Genomic DNA, 20,723 nt, shown 5'->3' on the forward strand with positions numbered 1-20,723 from the left:
CATGCGGAGCTCCTGTCAGATCGGGTAGTGGCGCGAGGTCGTCTGGATCGTGATCCAGCGCAGCTCCGTGAACTCGGCGATGGCCGCCTTGCCGCCGAAACGCCCGTAACCGCTGCCCTTGACGCCGCCGAACGGCATCTGCGCCTCATCGTGCACGGTCGGACCGTTGATGTGGCAGATGCCCGACTCGATGCGGCGCGCGACGGCCATGGCACGGCCGATGTCGCGGCTGAAGACCGCCGACGACAGGCCGTATTCGCTGTCGTTGGCCAGCGCGATGGCTTCCTCGTCGGTGTCGAAGCGCAGGATCGAGACGATCGGACCGAACGATTCTTCCTGATAGACCTTCATCTCCGGCGTGACGCCGTCGACGATGGCCGGCTGCATGATGTTGCCGACCACTTCCGCCGAGCTTTGGGTGACCTTGGCGCCGCGATCGCGGGCATCCTGCAGCATGGCGGCAACGCGGGTGGTGGCCGACGGATCGATCATGCCGGACAACGGGGCGTCGCTTTGCGCCGCCTTCAAGGTGGCGGTTTTGGCGGCCAGCTTTTCCAGGAAGGCCGGCGCCACTTTGTTGTCGACCAAAATGCGGTCGGCCGACATGCAGATCTGGCCCTGGTTGAAGAAGGCGCTGAACGCGGCCGCTTCGACGGCTTCGTCGAGGTCCGCGTCGTCCAGGATCAGCAGCGGGTTCTTGCCGCCCAGTTCCAACAGCACGGGTTTCAGGTGGCGGGCGCAATGCTGGGCGATGATGCGGCCCACATTGGTCGAACCGGTGAAGTTGACGCGGCGGACGGCCGGCGCGGCGATCAGGCGTTCCACCACCTGCGGCGCGTCCTGCGGCGCGTTGGTGATGACGTTGACGACGCCGGGCGCGAAGCCGGCTTCCTCGAACACGGTGCCGATCAGGCGATGCAGCGACGGGCACAATTCGGAAGCCTTGAGAATTACGGTATTGCCGCAAGCGAGCGGCATGGCGATGGCGCGGGTCCCCAGGATGATCGGGGCGTTCCACGGCGCCAGGCCGACCACCACGCCGCAGGCCTGGCGCAGGCCCATCGCCATCGAGCCGGGGACGTCGGATGGAATGACTTCGCCGCTGATCTGGGTGGTCATCGACGCCGCTTCACGCAGCATGTTGCCGGCCAGGGTGACGTTGAACTGATACCACATCGGGCTGCCGCCCGCTTCGGCGACGCCGCGCGCGACGAATTCGGCGCGGTATTTTTCCATCGTGTCGGCGGCTTTGAGCAGCAGGGCGCGGCGGGCGCCGGGCGCCATCGCCGACCAAGCGGGGAAGGCGTCCTGCGCGGCCTTCACGGCCCGGTCGACATCGGCCAGTTGCGCGGCGGCGGCGCGGGTAACCACCTCGCCGGTGGCGGGGCTGCGCCGTTCGAAGGTGGCATTGTCTTGGGCGGCGGCGCCTTGGCCGCCGATCAGCAGATCGGTATCAAACATGGTGGTCTCCTTTATTTTTGTTGTAGAGTTTAGCCGCGTTTGAAAGTCTGCAGACCTGGTTTGATCGTCTTATCGTCCAGGAACTGCTTGAGGCCTTGCGCGCGTCCTTTTTCCGGATCGCGGTAGTTGGATTGGTCGACCTTGGCGTACAGGTAGTCCTCGTTCTGGTCCCAATTGAGTTCGCGGCAGCGCTTGAAGCCGTTCTTGGCGATGCGCAGCACGGTCGGCGCCTTGGCCAGCAGTTTTTCGGCCAGCGCGATGACTTCGTCGCGCAGTTGGGCGCGCGGTACGCTCTTGTTGATCAGGCCCATGGCGGCTGCCTCCTGGCCGGTGAAGGTGTCGCCGGTCATGATGTAGTGCAGCGCCTGGCGGTGGCCCATGGTGTCGGCGACAGCTTTGCTGACCAGGTTACCGGGCGGGATGCCCCAGTTGATCTCGGACAGGCCGAACACCGCTTCGTCGGCGGCGATGGCCAGGTCGCAGGCGACCAGCGGCGAGAACGCGCCGCCGAAGCACCAGCCGTTGACCATGGCGATGGTCGGCTTGCTGTACATGCGCAGCAGCTTCCATTGCCACTGCGAGCAGTCGCGGCGCAGGCGCTCCTGGAAGATCTCCGGTTTGCCGTCGTTTTCGCGGAAGTACTCTTTCAGGTCCATGCCGGCGGTCCAGGCGTCACCGGCGCCGGTCAGTACGACCACTTGCGCTTCCTCGTCCAGTTCCAGCGTTTCCAGAACGTCGATCATCTCGCGGTTCAGGGTCGGGCTCATGGCGTTGCGCTTGTCGGGACGGTTCAGGGTGATCCAGCCGATACCTTTTTCAACATCGACTTTGACGGTTTCCCAGCGGGCTTCATATTTGGACATACAATGTGTCTCCTTTTAGTTGGCTAATCTTCAGACTAAGCTTTAGATTTAAGTATCAGGCTGCCTGATATGTGACTTATACTATACCCACCTCTTTTGTTTTACAAGAAAATTTTTATGGTCAAAGCAGATTTTTCCGATAGCACTAAACCATTGGGCCTGGCCTACCTGGTGGGGCGTCTCGATCACGTGTTGAACAAGCGCCTGCGCGATTGCTGCGCGCCGGCCGGCGTGACGGTGCCGCAGTACACGGCGTTGTCGGTGTTCCGGGCGCAGGGCGCGTTATCGAACGCGCAGCTGGCGGTGCGGACGATGGTGTCGCCGCAGTCGGCCAACGAGATGGTGAAGTCGATCGAGGCGAAGGGTTGGATCGAGCGCACGCCCGATCCGTCGCATGGCCGCATCATCCAGATCCAGCTGACCGAGGCCGGTCACGCGATCCTGGCGCAGTGCGACGGCAAGGTGCGGGAAGTCGAGATGCAGATGTTCCCCGATATGGACCATGAGGAGCGCGTGCGCTTGCATGGACTGCTGCGCGGCGCAGTGAGGGCGCTTAGCCTCGAAGGTATTTGAACCGGTTCGTCACTGGCGCCGGGGCCACACGCTTTCCATCAACGGCTTGACGCTCAAACCGTGGACCACAATCGACAGCATGATGACGAACAGCGAAATGTGCGTCAGCCGCTGCGCCAAGTCCGGCGGCAAACCCTGTTCGATCGCATACATCAGATAGTAGATCGAACCGATGCCGCGCACGCCGAACCACGCGGTCATCGAGCGCAGCCGCATGCTGGTGTCGCTGCCGGCCAAGCCGAGGAACACGCTGGCCGGCCGCGCGATGAAGAACAGGAAGACCGCCATCCAGACGGCATCCCAATCCAGGTTATGCAGCGAGATCATGCCGCCCAGTAGCAGCACCAGGGTGAGCTCCGACAACCGCTCCAGGTGCTCCTTGAAGACCAGCGACTCGGTGCTGACGGTCAGCGGCACTTCGTGTGTCTCGCTGGTCCTGGCGGCGGCCGATTTCGCCACGTCCTGCTCCAGCAAGCCTTGCCTGTCCTTGGGCGCGCCGGCCAGCACCAACTCGGTCTGGCGCAGCGCCACGGCGGCGAAGAACACCGCCAGGAAGCCCCACGCGTGTATCAGGCTGGAGACGCCGTAGACCACGGCGATCAAGCCCAGTCCGACCAGATCGTCCATGATTTCATGCTGCGGCTTGATGATGCGCAGGCGCCAGCCCAGGCGCGCCGTCAGCGCGCCGCCCAGGTAGCCCACCGCGATCGCCGCGCCCGAGGCCCAGACCACGTCGACGAGGAACCAGCGCCAGTGATAAGCGCCGGTGTCGTCGCCCATGCCCAGCATCGCCAGGCCGAGGAACACGAAGGGGAAGGCGCTGCCATCGTTCATGCCGGCTTCGCAGGTAAGCGTGAAACGTAGTTGGTCCTTGTCGCCGGCGTGTCGGACCTGGACGTCGGTGGCCAGCACCGGATCGGTCGGCGCCAGGACGCCGCCCAGCAGGATGCCGGCGCCTAGCGGCAGGCCGAGGACGAAGTAACCGAAGGCCGCGACCAGCGCCACCGTCAACGTCATCGACACCCAGGCAAGGCGCAACGGGGCGTCCCAATGGCGCAGCTTGAACGGTACGGGCATCTTGATCCCGGCAGAGAAAAGTGAGATCAGGATAGCGATCTCGGTCAGCACCTCCAGCAGATCCGATTGCAGCATCGGATCGAAGTCGAGAATGTTGAACACCGTGGGGCCGAGCAGAATGCCGAAGCCGAGATAGACCATCGCCGACGTGAACGGCGAGCGCGAGATGGTGGTCGCGGCCAGGCCGCGCGCCAGCATCAGCAGGCCGACCAGCAGGAACCAATGATTGGTGTTCACGCGGTTTCCTTGGTGGCGGTGGAGTGACGAGGGTTCTTCACCGGGTCTGGTTGGGGAACTGGCGCAGGGTGTTCAACTCGCGGCCGGAGGTCATGAATTCGCCGTCGCCCCGGTAGTGCAGGGTTTTCGGCAGCTTGGGGGAGGTGGCCACATGCGCCCGCACGATCTCCCAGACGAATAGCGGGTGATTGGGATTGGGGTGGGCGTTGGCCAGGCGGCATTCGAAGCTGGCGTAGCATTCGGCGATCATCGGCGCAGCGACATCGGTCGCGGCTTCCTTCGTCAGCCCGAAGAGGCCGAATTTGTCGGTGTCGGCGCCGCTGCAGTTGCCGATGCCGATCACCTGCTCCAGCAGGTCGGCGGTTGGCAGATTGATCACGCATTCCTTGCTGTGGGTGACCATGTCGTAGCTGTGGTTGCTTTCGTCGATGTAGCAGCCGAACAGGGCGGGCGAAAAGCCGATCATCATGTGCCAGCCCATGGTCATGATGTTGGTTTGGTCTTGCCAGGCGGAGGTGACGAGCACGACGGGGCCGGGCTCGAGCAGACGCCGGGTGTTGGCTGGATCGAAAGGTTGCTTGCGGTATTTTTTCATTCGTGGCGATACTCCTGCGGTCAGGATAGGAATATTGCCGGGGAATGTCTGTGGGATAGGGCACATGTGCGCGAATTGGCGCTGGTGCCGGAGAAGATTGGCACGTGACCTGGATGTCGCCACGGTTCCACGTAGGGCGGATTAGGCGGAACGCCGTAATCGGCCATGCATGCGCCGTTGTCGGCCCATACATGGCCGATTACGCTTCGCTAATCCGCCCTACGTGTTTTAGATGATTCGTGCGGGGCTTGGCCGCCGCATTGTTACGGTGCTGTTCGTGCTTACAACGCCGGTGGCACGCTTTTCTCGCCCCACCATTTGCGGTAATTGACGGCGTACTCGCCCGTCTTGACGTAATCGGAGACGAACCCGTTGACGAACTTGAGCAGTTCCGGATCGCCCTTGGCCATGGCGATGCCGATCGGCGTCTGGCCGTAGATGCCCGGCAGGACTTCCAGCTGGTCGTTCTTGCTGGCGAGGTAGTCGAGCAGCGACGAGTCCTCGATCCCGGCATCCACGCGCTTTTGCTTGAGCAGCAGCACCCCGTCCGGCGCGAAATTGTCGGTATAGACAAACGCCGCCTGCGGCGCCGATTGCTTCAGGAATGCGTCTGCCGTGGTGCCGCGACCGACCACCACGCGCTTGCCTTTGAGGTCGGCCAGCGTCTTGATGCCGGCGCTTTTCTGCACGATCACGCGCAGCCCCGCCATGTTGTAAGGTTTTGAAAAGTCGACCACGCGCGCGCGCTGCGGCGTGATCGATACATTGGCCACCACCAGGTCCAGCTGCTTTGACATCAGCATCGAGATGCGCGCATCCGATGACACGTCCGAGAACCGCACCGGCACGCCGAGCTTCGTGGCGAGCTGCGTGGCCACATCGACGTCATACCCGACCGGTTCATTCTTCCCATTGCGGAATCCAACCGGCTCGCCACCGAGCGAGACGCCGATCCGCACGTAGCCGCGCGCCTTGATCTCCTCGATGCGGCCGGCCACGGCGGAACCGGCGATCATGGTTAAGACAGCGATGGCGGCGATGCGTTTCAATTGCGGCATGTTGACTCCCTTTTCAGCTTATTTAGTTTCTGCGGCACTGGCGAGGCGCAGTTCCGGCGCCGCCATGCGTTCGTCCCAGTACCAGTAACGTATCTCTTCATCGCAGCGGAAGCTGAAGACCTTGTGATTGCCCACCGCGTCCATGGCGTGGATGACCACTCCGGCGAGGAAGCCTGTCTTCAACTCGCCCAGTTCCTCCACCGCCAGCTTGACGGCGTCGTCGAGCGAATGCCCGAGCCTTAGCGCCAGCACGATGCTGCGCGAAGTCCCGCAGCGCATCGTCATCTCGCCGGTGTGGGTGCATGCGGCGGCGCCGTACCGGCTGTCGGCGTAGAACCCGGCGCCGACGATGGGCGAGTCGCCCAGCCGACCCGGATATTTCCATGCCCAGCCGGAGGTCGACGTGACCACGCCCAGTCCCCGCGAGGCGTCGCGCGCGAGGAATACGGTGGTGTCGCGCACCCGTTCCGGGTCGGTGATGGTGTTGCTGAGCGGAGCGAGGGGAATGTCCGGGAAGGCGGCCAGCTGCTCCGGCGTCATTTCCTTTTGCAGGCGTTCCCACCATACGCGCTTGCTGTCCGGGTGCAGCGTCTCGTCGAGCGCGAATCCGCGCTCGGTGGCGAAGCGGCGCGCGCCGGCGCCAGTCAGCATCACGTGCGGCAGGTGCTTCATGACTTCGTGCGCGAGCGCGGACACCGGCAACGTGGCCGGCACGGCGCCGACCGCGCCGACGTCGCGCGTGGTGCCGTCCATGACGCCGGCGTCGAACTCCATCTCCCCCAGCATATTGGGCCAGCCGCCGTAGCCGACGCTGCGCACCTTGGCTTCGCGTTCGACCTTGGCGATGCCGGCGATCATGGCGTCGATGCCGGCACCGTCTTGTTTGAGCAGGTCGACGGTGGTGTCGAATCCGGGCCAGGCCTCGGCGTTGGCAAGCAGCATTTTCATCAATGGTCTTTCTTCATCTTGGAGAGGAATTGGGCGATGCGCGGGTGCGCCAGTCCGCCGTCGGCGGCGAAGAATTCGGCCGTCGGCAAGTCGGCCAGCAGGCGGCCCTGTTCTAGGAATACGATGCGGCTGGAGATCTGGCGCGCGAAGTCGATTTCGTGGGTGACGAACAGCATCGTCGTGCCGGCGGCGGCCAGTTTGGCGAGGATGTCCAGCACCTCGGCGGTCATCTCGGGATCGAGCGCGCTGGTGACTTCGTCGAGCAGCAGGTAGCGCGGCTTCATGGCGAGCGCGCGGCAGATGCCGACGCGCTGGCGTTGGCCGCCGGATAACTGCGCGGGGTAGGCGTCCGCGCGGTCCGACAGACCGACGGAGGCGAGCAGCTCGCGTCCGGCGTCTTCGGCCTCGCGCCGTGGCACCTTCAGCACCTCGATCGGCGCCAGTGTGATGTTTTGCAGCGCCGTCATGTGCGGGTACAGGTGGAACAACTGGAACACGGTGCCCGAGCAGCGGCGCGCCTGTTGCAGTTGTTTGGGATCGTCGACGCGGAAGCCGTCGATGGAGATGCTGCCCTTGTCCAGCTTCTCCAACCCGTTGATGCAGCGGATCAGCGTGGATTTGCCCGAACCGCTGGCGCCCAGTATGGAGACCACTTCGCCCGGCGCGACCCGCAGATTTACGCCATCGAGCACCCTGGTCTGGCCGAAGCTTTTGCCGACGCCTTCGATCTGAATCATGCTACAGGCCTTTCCATTGGCTGTGGGCGCGCAGCCGGGTTTCCAGACGCGCGCAGGTGGTGGCGATCAGTTTGGCCATCAGGTAGTACAGCAGGCCGACCACCGTCCAGACGATAAACGGCTTGAGCGTACGCAGGTTCAGGATGGCGCCGATCTTGGTCAGATCGAGCACGCCGATCACCGAGATCAGCGACGTCACCTGCAGCTGGTTGACCAGCAATCCGGTCAGCGGTCCGAGGCCGAAGGCGGCCGCCTGCGGCGCGACGACCTTGCGCAGGATTTGCCAGCGGCTCAAGCCGAACACGCGCGCCGTTTCGAGCTGTTCGCGGCCTATCGATTCGATCGCGGAGACGGCGATCACGTAGATGAACGCCGCCGTGTTGCCGGACAAGGTGATGACGGCTGCCTGCACCGGCGTGATGTCGGTCTCCAGCAGCACCGGCAGGCCGAAGAAGACGAGGAACAGCTGCACCAGCACCGGCGAGTTTTTCAGCAGTTCCGCCACGGCGGCGAAGAAGGGCGCCAGCACCGGCGTGCGGTAGTAGCGCAGCACCGCCCAGCTCGAGCCAATAAGCAGGCCAATCAACGTGGTGGCGACGAATAGCGCGACCGACACGCCCGCGCCTTGCAGCAGCAACAGGATGTCGTGGGCGGTGAAGTCGGTATAGCGCATCAGTTGGCACCGAGCGCGCGTTCGCGGTTAAGGCGGCGGTGCAGGGCGCCCGCCGTCAGCGAGACCAGATAGGTCAGCGTGACGTAAGCCACCAGCAGCAGGGCGTAGACTTCGAACGGCGCGAAGGTGTCGGCGGCGACGATCTTTGCGGCGCCCGTCAGCTCGTTGAGGGTGATGGCGGACAGGATGGACGACGTCAGGATCAGGTTGACGAACACGGAACCGAGCGGCCGCACCGATGTGCGCAAGGCGATCGGCAGCACGATCTTTTGATAGATGACGCGGCGCGACAGGCCGCTGACCTGGGCCGCTTCGATCACGCCGGGATCGATCGCCAGGATGCCGGATCGGATAACGTCGGAGGTGAATGCGCCACCGGCCAGCGACAGCGCCAGCACGCCGGTGCTGAAGGCGTCGAGCTCAATGCCGATTTCCGGCAGACCGTAGAACAGGAAGAACAGCTGGACGATGAAAGGGACGTTGCGGAAGATGTCGACGTAGATGTCGGCAAAACGGCGCGGCAGCGGGGTGGCCGAGGCGCGCAGCAGGGCGACCACCACACCCAGCGCCAGGCCGCCGGCCAGGGCGAGCGCGCAAGCGAGCGCCGTCAGACGTGCGCCGGCCGCGAGGTCGGGGAGATAGGGCGCGAGGAGCGTGGGGTCGAACGTCAAATAGTGAGCTCCAACCTGAAAAGCGCAATCGGTTTCACATCAATAGTCACGAGTGTCACACAAAGCGGGGCACGTTTCAAGCGCGGCCGTTCGGTGCGTAAGCACATTATTTGGCGTCCAGCGCGGCTCTCAGCGCCGCCACCCGTGCCGCGCTGGTTTGCCGCCGCGCGCCGGTGTCGAAGCCGAAGGCCAGGACCGGCGGCGTGCTGGCCGCCACCGGCGCCGAACAGGATGCGTGCACTTCCCGCACCGGCAGCTTGAAAAGCAGCCTGTCGACGTTGTCGGCGCTGATGCCGGCGCCGGGCATGATGGTGATGCGGTCGCCGGCGGCGTCGAAGCAGCGCTGCAAACCATTCAGACCCTCCAACGCCCGGGGCGCGCCGCCCGACGTGAGGATGCGCGCGAAACCCAGGTCGATGGCCAGCCGGGTCGCTGCCGCGAGGTCGGGGCACAGGTCGATGGCCCGGTGCAGCGTGCTTTCCAGCCCGTGGTCGCGCGCGCGCCGCACTAGACGTTCCAAGGTTTGGTGATCCAGTTCGCCGTTGCGCAGCGAGGCGCCGAGCACCACGCCTTGCAGGCCGATGGCGGCCACCGCGTCGATCTCATTGAGCATCAACTGGATCTCGACGTCGTCGAAACAGAAGTCGCCGCCGCGCGGACGGATCATCGCCACCACCGGCAGCGGACTGGCCGCCGCCACGCGCAGCAGGCCGGAAGTGGGCGTCAGGCCGCCGACTTCCAATGCGCCGCATAGCTCGATGCGGTCGGCGCCGCCCGCGATCGCGGCCGACAGGCCTTCGACGTTGTCGACGCAGACTTCCAGCGTGATGGCGGCGGCGGGATTGGTCATGGTTGTTTTCTCGATTCGGCGAGCCCCAGCCAGGCGGCGCCGATCAATCCCGGCTCGGCGCCGGACTGCCCTTGCACGATGATGGCGGCGCCGGTCTTGCGCAGGATGCGCGCGCGCACCGCCTGATCGAGCATGGCAATCAACGGCGCGCTGTTGGACAGGCCGCCGCCGACCGGCAGCACCGACGCGCCGATGGTGTTGACCAGCATCGCCAGCGGGCCGGAGAGAATGTCGACGAAGCAGTCGATGGTGCGGGCGGCATTGGCGTCGCCTTCCTGCCACGCGTCGATGATTTGACGGCTGTCGAGCGGTGAGATGCCGGGATGGAGGGCGGCGTGCACCCGTTCGAGTCCGCGCGCACCGCCGATGGCGTCCAGGCAGCCGGTCTGGCCGCAGCCGCAAGCGAAGCGCGGGATCGCTTGCGGCGGCGTGCCGGCGAAGTGGGGCGCAACCGGGCCGTGTCCCCATTCGCCGGCGAAGCCGCCAGGCCCGCCGATCAGACGGCCGTCGATCACCAGGCCGCCGCCGACGCCGGTGCCGAGGATCAGGCCGAAGACGTTGGCGTGGCCGCGTCCGGCGCCGGCCTGCGCCTCGGCCAGCGCGAAGCAGTCGGCGTCGTTGGCGATCCACACCGGGAGTTTCAATTCGGCGGCGAGGTCGGTGGCCAGGGTGCGGCCGTCGATGCAGGGGATGTTGGCGCATTTGATGCGGCCGTCGGCGGGGTCGATGACGCCGGCGATGGAGATCGCCACGCCGCGCGACGGCCCGCCGGCGGCGATCAGCTCTTTCATGGCGGCGCTGAAAGCGGCAAAGTCGTGCGCGGGTGTGGGAACGCGGCGCAGCTCGCCAATTTGGCCGTCGGCGCCGGCGGCGGCGGATTTGATGGCGCTGCCACCGATGTCAAAGCAAGTGATCATGGATAAAGGCCTGAGCGTTGAGGAAACACGTAGGGCGGATTAGGCGGAACGCCGTAATCGGCCATCGATGCGCCGCTGGCAGCGCATGCATGGCCGATTACGCTGCGCTGATCCGCCCTACGTGATGACGTCAGGATGCACGTTTCGTTGGCGTTTGACAATAGCCGCTCAGAACAACGTCACGATGAAATGGATCACAACCCCAACCAATCCACCGACCAGGGTGCCGTTGATACGAATGAACTGCAAGTCGCGCCCGATCGACAGTTCGATGCGGTTGCTCATTTCCTCCTTGGTCCAGGTAGCCAGTTGTGCCTCGATGAACAGGCCCACCTCGCCGCGATACTTTTTGACCAGCTGCGCGCTGCCGGCCTCGATCGCACGATTCAAGCTGTCTCCCACCGCAGGATTGTCGGTCAATAGCTTGCCGGCGTTTTCCACCAGCCGCCGGGCGCTGGCGGGAATGCTCGGCGTTTCGCTGTGCAGGTCGGCCAGCAGCCGTGCCCGCAAGGTATCCCAAATGCCGTCGAACAGGTCCTGCACCGTGTCGCTGGTCAGCGCCTGCTGTTGATAGCGGCCGATGGCCTCCTGCCAGGCCGGATCGCCCTTGAGCCGCAGCGCGCTGTTGGCGATCCACACGCCCAGCCGCTGGCGCAGCTCGTGCGAGCGGTCCAGCCGCATCTCCGCCACTTTCTCGGTGGTCGAACGAATAATCCTGGGCATGGCCTTGCGCAACGCATATTTGAGCACCGAGCTTTCCGTGTTGACGGCGCTTTGCACCATCGCTTCGATGGTCGGGTGGTTGGCCGGATCGGACAGGTAGACGACGAACTGGTCGAGGGCCGCGTCCACCAACTGTTGCGGCTGGTCTTCGGCGACCAGCGCTTCCACACAATCGCCTGCCAGTCCGGACAGGTCGATGCGCGCCAGTTCGCGCGTGGCGACCTCGCGCAGCATGCGGCGGATCTTGTCGTGGTCGGCCATTTGCAGCAGCCTTTCCAGCGCCGGCCCGACCCAGGCGCTTAGTTGCGCGGCGTTGGTCTGCATGTAGCGGCCGGCGCGGCCGGCGATATCGACTTGGCGGATGCGCTGGGCAATGCCTTCCTCGGTGATGAAGTGGTTTTCGACAAAGTTGCCCAGGCTTTTGCCGATGCTGTCCTTGCTGTTGGGGATGATGGCGGTGTGCCACAGCGGAATGCCGAGCGGATGGCGGAACAGCGCCGTGACGGCGAACCAGTCGGCGATGGCGCCGATCATGGCCGCCTCGGAGAACGCCTCCAGATAGCCCCAGGCCGGATGGCCGCCGTGTTGCGAGCGCGCCAGCGCGAACAGCAGGGCGGCGAGCACCAGCAAACCCAGCGCGACCGCCTGCATGGTGCGCAGCCGGGCGCGCTTGATGGCGTCCTCGGTGTCGTCCAGTTGGCGGATGATGTCGATATCACGTTTCATGCGATTCGCTTCTGATAAAATTCTCCTTGATGATACATAACAACTCTACGGTTTCCGGCGTGACGCTCGGCAGGGCGGAACTTGAACAGCACCTGTCGCAATCGGTCCGCCATTTCGATGGCTGCGCCTTCGACGACGCCGATCTGTCGCGGCTCGATTTGCAGGGCTGCACCTTCGAACGCTGCACTTTTCTTGGCTCCACATTGTTCGCTTGCAAGCTGGCCCGCAGCATCTGGCTGCGTTGCCGGGCAGGGGGCGCCGATTTCGAATCGGTCGACGCCGTCGACGCGCGTTTCGAAGGCTGCGACCTGAACAACACCAAGTGGCGGCGCGCCAAGCTGCCATCGGCATCGTATCGCGGCTGCAAGCTGACCGGCGCCTCGTTCGAGGAGGTGTCGCATCTGGGCATACATTTCGAGGAGAGCCTGCTGGTCGGCGCCGACATGCGCGGCTTTTCCTTCCGCAAGGCGACGTTGAAGGAGCTGGACCTGTCCGACGCCTATCTGGCCGGTTGCGATTTCCGCGACACCGTCTTTGAAGGGGGCAGCCTGCGCAACGCGGTGTTGAAGCTGGCCAAGTTCCAGGGCGCGGACCTTCGCGGCACCGATATCGAGGGTGTGAAATTGGCCGACGCCGGAATGTTCAAGGGAGCGGTCATTTCGCATGCCCAGGCGGCCAGTTTTCTGCGGGAACTAGGATTTATCGTCAGCTAGCGCTGAAAAGCACATCCGTGCATTTCAGCATGCAAGGCTAAAGGCGCAAAAAAACAACTCCCAAAAAACTTGACTTGTCATATGCCTTGCTTATGAGATATGATTTCTCCAAAGAAATCTTTGACCCGATCCAAGGTCGCTAGACTCTTCAAAACCGCCCCGATACTGCCGGGGCGTTCCTTTAAGTCATTTTAAATCAATGGCTTACTTCGGTGGCGCCATGCTTCCCCCGGGCGTAGTTCTGTTTCAGCAAACAGTCCCAACGATCGCACCAGACAGTCCAAATAAGTTATACGACATCTGACCAGTTACAAAATAATCAAGCGTCTGATTATTTCGGAGCGTCAAGAATTCGTTAGCCCTGGCTGCTAGTCTTAATTTTCATTCTGACATCGTTGCGAATGATAAAAGCGGCCCATTTAAGGGCCCGAAACTAGACCATTCTGGAGACACCCATGACCACAAGAATTACTGTAATGTGCGCCGCGCTCGCGGCGTTGTTCTCGACCGGCGCGCTGGCCGCCGACGCCACCCTCGACAAAGCGCCGACAACCGGCTGGGCCGGCACCAACGGCGGCACCACCGGCGGGGCGGCCGCCCCGTCCACCGCGATCTACAAGGTGAGCTCGGCGGCTCAACTGATGGCCGCGCTTAAGGCGCAGGGCGATAATCCGAAGATCATCAAACTGTACGGCACCATCGATCCCACCGCGGCCGATAACGGCGGCCCGTACAAAAGCGTGGCCGATCAAAAGGCGCGCCTGGAGATCAAACTGGGTAGCAACACGACCCTGATCGGCGTGGGTGGCGACGCCAAGCTGGTCAACGCCAATCTGGTCATCAGCGGCAAGAAGAACGTCATCATCCGTAACCTGAATATCAATCTGCCGTGTGATTTGTTCCCGGTGTGGGACCCGAACGATGGCAGCGCCGGCAACTGGAATTCGGAGTATGACGGCGTCACCATCTTGTCCTCGACCAACGTCTGGGTTGACCACAATGTCTTCACCGACGCCCCCAAGACGGACGACAAGCTGCCGATCGAGAACGGCAAGATCAAGCAGTGCCACGACGGCGCGCTCGACGTCAAGAACGCTTCGGACTTCGTGACCGTGTCGAACAATCGTTTCGAGCTGCACGAGAAGAACAACCTGGTTGGTTCGAGCGATGACAGGACCACGGACGATGGCCATCTGACGGTGACCTTCAACAACAACCACTATCTGAACATTGGCGAGCGCGCGCCGCGTGTGCGCTTCGGCAAGGTGCACATCTATAACAATTACTTCCAGGGTTCGCGCACCCACGCGATCTACAAGCACCAGTACAGCATCGGCGTCGCCTACAAGGCCAAGATCATATCGAGCAACAACGCGTTCGAGATCGCCGGCGCCAGCAGCTGCCCGGACATCGTCAAGAATCCCGGCTCGTCCAGCAAACCTGGCGCGATCACCGACACCGGCTCGCTGTTGAACGGCAACGCGCTGAATGTGGCCGGCGCATGCAGCCAGAGCAACGCGGTCGGCTGGACGGTGCCTTACAGCGTCTCGCCGATGGCGGCGTCGGCGGTGAAAGCCTCCGTGCTGAGCAACGCGGGGACGGGCAAGCTGACCGTCAACTAAAACTATTCGAAGCAATCCACGCCCCGCGATCACAGGGGCGTTCCCCTTAGCCTGTTCGAGGCTACCACGGTGGCGCCAAGATTTCTCCCCGGGCGCGGTTCTGTTGCAGTTGTTCATTTCAAGTGGCCCTTTTGAAGGCCCGTAACTAACCCGTTTGGAGACAAAAATCATGGCACCAAAATATTCCGTAATGTGTGCGGCGCTCGCAGCGCTGTTTTCAACCAGCGCCCAGGCCGTCGATTGGCCGAGCGGTTTTTCGAAGTGCGCCGACGAGGGTGGCACTTGCAAGGCCGGCGCCAGCAGCCGGCAAGTGTCCTTCGGCCTGAAGGACAAGTGGGTGATCAAAACCTTGTCCGGCGACATCGCTTGCACCACGGCGACCTTCGGCGCCGATCCGAATCCAGGCATTAGCGAGAAGTGCGCGGTCGGTCCGCTGTCGTCGACGCCGACCCCAACTCCAACGCCAACACCGACGCCTACCCCGACGCCGACGCCAACTCCCACCCCAACGCCGACACCGACACCTACGCCAACTCCGGGCGACGCCACGTACCAATCGGCGCCTGCATCGGGCTGGGCCGGCACCAACGGCGGCACCACCGGCGGCGCGGCCGCGCCATCCACGGCGATCTACAAGGTGAGCTCTGCCTCGCAGCTGATGGCGGCGATCAAGGCCCAGGGCGACAATCCGAAGATCATCAAGCTGTACGGCACCATCGATCCGACCTCGTCGGACAACGGCGGCCCATACTCCAGCAAGGAAGACCAGGCCTTGCGGCTGCAGATCAAGCTGGGCAGCAACACCACCTTGATCGGCGTGGGCAGCGATGCCAAGCTCGTGAATGCCAACCTGGTGATCAACGGCAAAAAGAACGTCATCGTGCGCAACTTGAACATCAGCCTGCCATGCGACAAATATCCACTGTGGGACCCGGAAGACGGCGCCAACGGCAACTGGAACTCGGAGTATGACGGCATCACCATCCTGGCGTCGACCAATGTCTGGGTCGACCACAACGTCTTCACCGACGCGCCCAAGACCGATGACCAGTTACCGATCGAGAACGGCATGCTCAAGCAATGCCACGACGGCGCGCTGGACGTCAAGAACGCCTCGGACTATGTGACGGTCTCGAACAACCGCTTCGAGTTGCACGCGAAGAACAACCTGGTGGGATCTTCCGATAGCCGGACCACGGACGACGGCCATTTGACGGTTACCTTCAACAACAACCACTACCTGAACATAAGCGACCGCGCGCCGCGTGTGCGTTTCGGTAAGGTTCACGTGTACAACAACTACTTCGAGGGTTCGCGCAGCCATCCGGTGTACAAGCATCAGTACAGCCTTGGCGTGGCCTATAAGGCGAAGATGATCTCGACCAACAACGCGTTTGAGATCGCCGGGGCGAGCAGCTGCCCGGATATCGTCAAGAATCCAGGCTCGTCGAGTATGACCGGCGCGATTGTCGATACGGGATCGTTGTTGAACGGCAGCGCGTTGAATGTGGCGGGTGCGTGCAGCTTTAGTAACGCGGTCGGCTGGACCGTGCCGTATTCGTATTCGCCGTTGGGGGCGTCGGCGGTGAAGGCGTCGGTGCTGAGTAACGCGGGGACGGGGAAATTAACCGTCAATTAAAGCGGGAGAGTCGATAGAAAAAATCCGGCGCGACCTGGTGGTCGCGCCGGATTTTTTGCGTCACGCGTTGCGGATGTTCGGTTATGGATGGGCTGACAACGGCTCGTAGATGGCGGATTACGCTTCGCTAATCCGCCCTACGTATTTCAGAATAATGCTTAATTCCCTGGCCGCGTTCGCGTTCCTTCAGAATAACGCTTGATTCCCTGGCCGCGTCGCGTTCCTTCGGAATAACGTTGATTCCCCGACCGCGTTCGCGTTCCTTGGAATAACGTTTGATTCCCTGGCGGCATTCGCGTTCCAACGGTTCCACGTAGGGCGGATTAGGCGGTACGCCGTAATCCGCCACGAGCCGCCAACAGCGTATCTAGTTCATCGCCGAATGCTTGCGCGCATAACCGAAGTAGATCAGCAACCCGATCGCCATCCAGATAATGAACGCGACCCAGGTATGCCAGCTCAGGTAAGTCATCAGCATGACGCAGAAGATCACCGCCAGCGCCGGAATCACCGGCACGCCGGGGCAACGGAACGCGCGCTTGAGATCAGGACGCTTCTTGCGCAGGATAACCACGGCAATCGCCACCAGGCTGAACGCGGCCAGGGTACCGATATTGATCAGCTCAGTCAGAATATTCAGCGGCACGACGGCGGCGATCAGGCCGAACACAATACCCACCAGCCAGGTCGCGAAGAACGGCGTATGGAAACGCGGATGCACCGTCGACAGACGCTTCGGCAGCAGGCCGTCGCGCGACATGGCGTAGATCACGCGGGTCTGGCCATAGGCCATCACCAGAATCACGGTGGTCATGCCGAGAATGGCGCCGAGGTCGACAAACGCGGCGACCCAGTTCTCACCGGCGTACTTGAGCGCCAGGGTGACCGGGTGGTCGACGCCGAGGAATTGCTGATAGGGCACGATACCGGTCATGATCGCCGACACGATCACATACAGGATGGTGCAGGCGGCCAGCGAGCCGATGATGCCGATCGGCAGGTCGCGTTCGGGACGCTTGACTTCCTCCGCGGCCGACGTCACCGCGTCGAAGCCGATGAAGGCGAAGAACACCAGCGCGGCCGCGCTCAGCATGCCGTTATAGCCGTAAGGCATGAAGGGCTGCCAGTTGACCGGCTGCACGTGGCGCGAGCCGACGGCGATGAACAGCAGCACCACGCCGACCTTGATGGCGACCATGATGTTGTTCAGGCGGGCCGATTCGCGCACGCCCCAGCTCAGCATGGCCGTCAGCACCAGCATGATGCAAAGCGCCGGCAGGTTGATCCAGGTGGTGACGCCGGGTACGGCGCCCGGGGCGGCCGTCAGCACCGTCGGCAGCTGCCAGCCGAAGCCGGCGATCAGCGATTGGAAGTAGCCGGACCAGCCGACCGAGACGGCCGACGTGGCCAGTCCGTACTCGAGCAGCAAGTCCCAGCCGATCATCCAGGCGGCCAGTTCGCCCAGGGTTGCGTAGGTGTAGGTGTAGATCGAGCCGGCGACCGGCACGGTGGAGGCGAATTCGGCATAGCACAGCGCGGCGAAGCCGCATGCGACGGCGGCGACGATGAACGACAAGGTCAGGGCGGGGCCGGCGGTGACGGCGCCGGTGCCGGTCAGCACGAAAATGCCGGTGCCGACGATGGCGCCTATGCCCATCAATATCAGGTCGAAGGGACCTAGCACCTTGGCCAAGCCGCCGGGTTTTCGGGCGTTGGCGATCATCTCATCCAGATTCTTCGTTCTAAAAAGGCTCAAAATTGGGCTCCATTTATTTTTGTGTTTGTCTGTGTCTGTGGTGTGGGGTTCTGCCCCTCGCGCCGGATCGCGGCGCCGCCAAATGATACAGGAACTTGATACGAATTAATGATTTCCTGTAGTGCAAGAAGTCATATGACTGACGGGCCCGTGTCCGAATGTCGGACCTGACCCCGGTTGTGACCCCGGTTGTTTATCGGTCCGTCAGCAGCGCGGAGACGTATAGTAGGAAACGGTCTTCCAGGCGGGCGAGGTCGAGGCCGGTGATCTCGCCGATGCGGCGCAGGCGGTAGTCGAGCGTGTTGCGGTGGATGTGCAGCGCTTCGGCCGTCGCTGCCGGGTGGCCGTCGTGCGTGAACCAGGCTTCGAGCGTGCGCTGCAGCAGTTCCTTGCTTTTGTCATGCGCCCGCAGCCGGGCGATCGGGAGCTTCAGTTGTGTCGCCTGCCAGCCCGAGCCGAGGCCGGACAGCAGCACCGGCAGCGCCTGCTCGTAGTAGTTGAAGCGGGTGCCGCGCGGCTGGCGCGCACGGCCGATGCGGGCCGCCGTCCGCGCGCTCTGGTAGGAGATGGCGACGCCTTCGATGCCGGTCAGGGCGATGCCCATCGTCAGCGTGTGGGCGTCGCCGCCTTCCTCCTTCAGCATGGCAGAGAGCGATTGCAGCCGCTTCTGCGTCCGTGCCTGGGCGTCCTGGGTCTGGCCGGAAGCCTGCGTTTTGGCCGTGCCCGGCGCATCGTGGAAGTCGAGGATGACCATTTCATGCGAGCTGGCCGCCGCCGTCAGCGCCGTCGGCTGGCGCGTCATCATGCGCATTTGCAGGCGCTGGATTTCGGTCAGCGCTTCGACGGTGCCGGCCGCCTTGTCGTCCACCTCCAGCACGAAGACCAGGTGGGTGCGCCCGAAATCGACGCCCAGCCGCCGCGCCCACGCTTCCAGTCCTGCGTGATCTGCGTCGTCGCCGTTGATCAGTTTGAGGACGAAGGCCTCGCGGTAGCGGCTATCGCGCTGCAATTCACCGGTCAGTTGCGCCTGTTCGAGGATCATTTCGGCGGTGAGGCGCACCAGCTCGCCGAATTGACGCACCTCGTCGGGCGCGCCGCTCAGGCCGACCGCGCCGCATAGCTGGCCGTTGACCGTCAGCGGCAGGTTGATGCCGGGCTGGGCGCCGTGCATGTTGCGCGCGCTGGCGCTGTCGATCTCGACGGCCAGCTTCTTGGCCAGCGCCAGCATCGCCCCCGTGTGCAGTTCGCCGATGCGCGCCGGATTGCCGCTGGCGATGATGCTGCCGCTGACATCCATGACGTTGACGTTGTAGGGGATGATTTTCATCGTGCGCGTGACGATGTCCTGCGCCAACTGGGTGCTTAGTATGCTCATGGTAGTTTCTGTTGTAATAATTTCCCAAGGATAGTGGTGATTCTAACCTTTTATTGGGGAAATATTTGTGCGTATGCCCAGTAATCTCCGCCGCAGGCCACCGATTCTCGTGCGTTTGGCCGATGATTTTTGGTGGGCTATTCCAGATAATCAGCTCCACTATAAAAAACTTAGGAGACCTGGAATGAGCAATCCGTCCATCGCCGCGCGACAGCCTGCGGCATCCGTCCTCGAGGGGGCGTACAAAAAGGCGACGTGGCACCTGATACCGTTTATCTTCGTCTGCTACTTCTTTAACTACCTCGACCGCGTTAATGTGGGCTTCGCCAAGCTGGAAATGCTCGACGCGCTCAAGCTGAGCAACACCGTCTACGGCCTCGGCGCCGGTATCTTCTTCATCGGCTACGTGCTGAGCGGCGTGCCGAGCAACCTCATCCTCCACAAACTCGGCGCGCGGCGCTGGATCGCGGTGATGATGGTGGCGTGGGGCGCCTTGTCCGCCTGCATGCTGTTCGTGACGACGCCGCTGTCGTTCTACGTGCTGCGCTTCTTCACCGGCGTGGCGGAGGCCGGCTTCTTCCCCGGCATGGTGCTGTACTTCACGCATTGGTTCCCTTCGCAGAAGCGCGGCCAGGTGATGGCGCTGTTCATGTCGGCGATTCCGATCTCCGGCCTGATCGGCGGCCCGCTGTCGGGTTGGATGCTGGCGCACTTTTCGGCCGGCCAGGGCGGGATGATGGGCTGGCAGTGGCTGTTCCTGCTGCAAGGCCTGCCGACCGTGCTGCTCGGCATAGGCGTGTATTTCTACTTGAACGATGGCATTTCGCAGGCCAAATGGCTGAGCGCCGACGAGAAACGCGCGATGCAGGACGCCTTGGCCGCCGATGAAAAGCAGCGCCAGTCCACCAGCACGGTCGGCCAGTCGTTCGGCGATGTGCTGCGCAACGGTAATGTGTGGATGCTGGGCGTGATTTACTTCTGTATCCAGATGGGCGTGTACGCGATCAATTTCTGGCTGCCGTCGATCATCAAGTCGCTCGGCTACCAGAGCGCGGTCACGGTCGGCTGGCTGAGCGCCGTGCCGTATCTGTTCGCCGCCGTTTTCATGATTTGGGCCGGACGTTCGGCCGACCGCCACGGCGAGCGACGCTGGCACGTCACCGCGCCAATGCTGATGGGGCTGGTTGGTTTGACCCTGGCGGCCAATTTCTCCAGCAATCCGGTGATCGTCATCGCCGGCCTGAGCATGGCGACCATGGGCGCGCTGGCGGCATTGTCGATGTTCTGGGCGCTGCCGGCGGCCTTCCTGGGCAGCGCGGCGGCGGCGGGCGGCCTGGCGCTGATTAATTCGCTCGGCCAGATCGCCGGTTTCGTCAGCCCGTTCCTGGTCGGCTGGATCAAGGATGCGACCCAGAGCACCGACGTGGCGCTGTATATTCTGTCCAGCGTGATGCTGCTTGGTGCGATACTCGTGTTGCGTGTGCCGGCCAGGCTGGTCAATCGATAGTG

19 protein-coding genes are annotated in these 20,723 nt (G+C 63.2%); 5 read left to right on the forward strand and 14 right to left on the reverse strand.

What is annotated here, in order from left to right:
- Window positions 1-15: 15 nt before the first annotated feature.
- Window positions 16-1,461, reverse strand: a complete 1,446-nt coding sequence (locus NHH88_17000; GenBank protein ID USX11416.1) for an aldehyde dehydrogenase — start codon at window positions 1,459-1,461, stop codon at window positions 16-18.
- 29 nt (window positions 1,462-1,490) lie between these two features.
- Window positions 1,491-2,324, reverse strand: a complete 834-nt coding sequence (locus NHH88_17005; GenBank protein ID USX11417.1) for a p-hydroxycinnamoyl CoA hydratase/lyase — start codon at window positions 2,322-2,324, stop codon at window positions 1,491-1,493.
- Window positions 2,325-2,441: 117 nt separating this feature from the next.
- Here NHH88_17005 and NHH88_17010 point away from each other — a divergent pair, with 117 nt between their 5' ends.
- Window positions 2,442-2,897 carry a MarR family transcriptional regulator gene (locus NHH88_17010; GenBank protein ID USX11418.1) on the forward strand — a complete coding sequence of 152 codons (456 nt, stop codon included), beginning with the start codon at window positions 2,442-2,444 and terminating at the stop codon, window positions 2,895-2,897.
- Between the two features lie 9 nt (window positions 2,898-2,906).
- Here NHH88_17010 and NHH88_17015 read toward each other — a convergent pair whose 3' ends face one another.
- The 10 genes from NHH88_17015 to NHH88_17060 all read right to left on the reverse strand — a co-directional run bounded on the left by NHH88_17015 (window position 2,907) and on the right by NHH88_17060 (window position 12,109).
- Complete coding sequence (locus tag NHH88_17015) at window positions 2,907-4,211, reverse strand: sodium:proton antiporter (GenBank protein ID USX11419.1); 1,305 nt, start codon at window positions 4,209-4,211, stop codon at window positions 2,907-2,909.
- 37 nt (window positions 4,212-4,248) lie between these two features.
- Entirely contained in the window at window positions 4,249-4,806 is a 558-nt protein-coding gene (locus tag NHH88_17020; GenBank protein ID USX11420.1) for a flavin reductase family protein, read from the reverse strand.
- A 281-nt stretch (window positions 4,807-5,087) separates the two neighbouring features.
- Window positions 5,088-5,864 (reverse strand): transporter substrate-binding domain-containing protein, encoded by a 777-nt coding sequence (locus NHH88_17025; protein USX11421.1) that lies wholly within the window; start codon window positions 5,862-5,864, stop codon window positions 5,088-5,090.
- An 18-nt stretch (window positions 5,865-5,882) separates the two neighbouring features.
- Window positions 5,883-6,812, reverse strand: coding sequence for an isoaspartyl peptidase/L-asparaginase (locus tag NHH88_17030; GenBank protein USX11422.1), 930 nt, complete (start codon window positions 6,810-6,812; stop codon window positions 5,883-5,885).
- Complete coding sequence (locus NHH88_17035) at window positions 6,812-7,549, reverse strand: amino acid ABC transporter ATP-binding protein (GenBank protein ID USX11423.1); 738 nt, start codon at window positions 7,547-7,549, stop codon at window positions 6,812-6,814. Before NHH88_17035 ends, NHH88_17030 begins: the two co-directional genes overlap by 1 nt.
- A gap of 1 nt (window position 7,550) precedes the next feature.
- Complete coding sequence (locus NHH88_17040; protein ID USX11424.1) at window positions 7,551-8,222, reverse strand: amino acid ABC transporter permease; 672 nt, start codon at window positions 8,220-8,222, stop codon at window positions 7,551-7,553.
- Entirely contained in the window at window positions 8,222-8,893 is a 672-nt protein-coding gene (locus NHH88_17045; protein ID USX11425.1) for an amino acid ABC transporter permease, read from the reverse strand. The genes NHH88_17040 and NHH88_17045 overlap by 1 nt, the downstream gene beginning before the upstream one ends.
- A gap of 106 nt (window positions 8,894-8,999) precedes the next feature.
- Window positions 9,000-9,743, reverse strand: a complete 744-nt coding sequence (locus tag NHH88_17050; protein ID USX11426.1) for a hypothetical protein — start codon at window positions 9,741-9,743, stop codon at window positions 9,000-9,002.
- Window positions 9,740-10,660 (reverse strand): ROK family protein, encoded by a 921-nt coding sequence (locus tag NHH88_17055; protein USX11427.1) that lies wholly within the window; start codon window positions 10,658-10,660, stop codon window positions 9,740-9,742. Before NHH88_17055 ends, NHH88_17050 begins: the two co-directional genes overlap by 4 nt.
- Window positions 10,661-10,828: 168 nt before the next feature.
- Window positions 10,829-12,109 carry a DUF445 domain-containing protein gene (locus NHH88_17060; protein ID USX11428.1) on the reverse strand — a complete coding sequence of 427 codons (1,281 nt, stop codon included), beginning with the start codon at window positions 12,107-12,109 and terminating at the stop codon, window positions 10,829-10,831.
- Window positions 12,110-12,138: 29 nt separating this feature from the next.
- Between NHH88_17060 and NHH88_17065 the strand changes: the two genes are divergently transcribed.
- From NHH88_17065 to NHH88_17075, 3 genes are all read left to right on the forward strand, one after another.
- Window positions 12,139-12,822, forward strand: a complete 684-nt coding sequence (locus NHH88_17065; protein USX17360.1) for a pentapeptide repeat-containing protein — start codon at window positions 12,139-12,141, stop codon at window positions 12,820-12,822.
- Window positions 12,823-13,277: 455 nt separating this feature from the next.
- Window positions 13,278-14,444, forward strand: a complete 1,167-nt coding sequence (locus tag NHH88_17070) for a hypothetical protein (protein USX11429.1) — start codon at window positions 13,278-13,280, stop codon at window positions 14,442-14,444.
- 169 nt (window positions 14,445-14,613) lie between these two features.
- On the forward strand, window positions 14,614-16,083 hold the full coding sequence (locus tag NHH88_17075; GenBank protein USX11430.1) for a hypothetical protein: 1,470 nt from the start codon (window positions 14,614-14,616) through the stop codon (window positions 16,081-16,083).
- 367 nt (window positions 16,084-16,450) lie between these two features.
- Here the strand turns inward: NHH88_17075 and NHH88_17080 are convergent, their stop codons facing one another.
- Together NHH88_17080 and NHH88_17085 are read right to left on the reverse strand one after the other, a co-directional pair.
- A complete protein-coding gene (locus NHH88_17080; GenBank protein USX17361.1) occupies window positions 16,451-17,806 on the reverse strand; it encodes an amino acid permease in 1,356 nt (451 codons plus the stop codon).
- Between the two features lie 226 nt (window positions 17,807-18,032).
- Complete coding sequence (locus NHH88_17085; GenBank protein ID USX11431.1) at window positions 18,033-19,214, reverse strand: helix-turn-helix domain-containing protein; 1,182 nt, start codon at window positions 19,212-19,214, stop codon at window positions 18,033-18,035.
- Between the two features lie 184 nt (window positions 19,215-19,398).
- Here NHH88_17085 and NHH88_17090 point away from each other — a divergent pair, with 184 nt between their 5' ends.
- Window positions 19,399-20,721 carry an MFS transporter gene (locus NHH88_17090; protein ID USX11432.1) on the forward strand — a complete coding sequence of 441 codons (1,323 nt, stop codon included), beginning with the start codon at window positions 19,399-19,401 and terminating at the stop codon, window positions 20,719-20,721.
- Window positions 20,722-20,723: the final 2 nt, after the last annotated feature.

This window comes from Oxalobacteraceae bacterium OTU3CAMAD1 (assembly GCA_024123915.1).
GTDB lineage: Bacteria > Pseudomonadota > Gammaproteobacteria > Burkholderiales > Burkholderiaceae_D > Rugamonas.

Coding starts and splice junctions, on each gene's coding strand:
- NHH88_17065 (USX17360.1), top strand. CDS start 12,139: ATGATACATAACAACTCTACGGTTTCCGGCGTGACGCTCGGCAGGGCG.
- NHH88_17050 (USX11426.1), bottom strand. CDS start 9,743: ATGACCAATCCCGCCGCCGCCATCACGCTGGAAGTCTGCGTCGACAAC.
- NHH88_17000 (USX11416.1), bottom strand. CDS start 1,461: ATGTTTGATACCGATCTGCTGATCGGCGGCCAAGGCGCCGCCGCCCAA.
- NHH88_17060 (USX11428.1), bottom strand. CDS start 12,109: ATGAAACGTGATATCGACATCATCCGCCAACTGGACGACACCGAGGAC.
- NHH88_17075 (USX11430.1), top strand. CDS start 14,614: ATGGCACCAAAATATTCCGTAATGTGTGCGGCGCTCGCAGCGCTGTTT.
- NHH88_17030 (USX11422.1), bottom strand. CDS start 6,812: ATGAAAATGCTGCTTGCCAACGCCGAGGCCTGGCCCGGATTCGACACC.
- NHH88_17010 (USX11418.1), top strand. CDS start 2,442: ATGGTCAAAGCAGATTTTTCCGATAGCACTAAACCATTGGGCCTGGCC.
- NHH88_17005 (USX11417.1), bottom strand. CDS start 2,324: ATGTCCAAATATGAAGCCCGCTGGGAAACCGTCAAAGTCGATGTTGAA.
- NHH88_17035 (USX11423.1), bottom strand. CDS start 7,549: ATGATTCAGATCGAAGGCGTCGGCAAAAGCTTCGGCCAGACCAGGGTG.
- NHH88_17070 (USX11429.1), top strand. CDS start 13,278: ATGACCACAAGAATTACTGTAATGTGCGCCGCGCTCGCGGCGTTGTTC.
- NHH88_17020 (USX11420.1), bottom strand. CDS start 4,806: ATGAAAAAATACCGCAAGCAACCTTTCGATCCAGCCAACACCCGGCGT.
- NHH88_17085 (USX11431.1), bottom strand. CDS start 19,214: ATGAGCATACTAAGCACCCAGTTGGCGCAGGACATCGTCACGCGCACG.
- NHH88_17080 (USX17361.1), bottom strand. CDS start 17,806: ATGATCGCCAACGCCCGAAAACCCGGCGGCTTGGCCAAGGTGCTAGGT.
- NHH88_17055 (USX11427.1), bottom strand. CDS start 10,660: ATGATCACTTGCTTTGACATCGGTGGCAGCGCCATCAAATCCGCCGCC.
- NHH88_17040 (USX11424.1), bottom strand. CDS start 8,222: ATGCGCTATACCGACTTCACCGCCCACGACATCCTGTTGCTGCTGCAA.
- NHH88_17090 (USX11432.1), top strand. CDS start 19,399: ATGAGCAATCCGTCCATCGCCGCGCGACAGCCTGCGGCATCCGTCCTC.
- NHH88_17025 (USX11421.1), bottom strand. CDS start 5,864: ATGCCGCAATTGAAACGCATCGCCGCCATCGCTGTCTTAACCATGATC.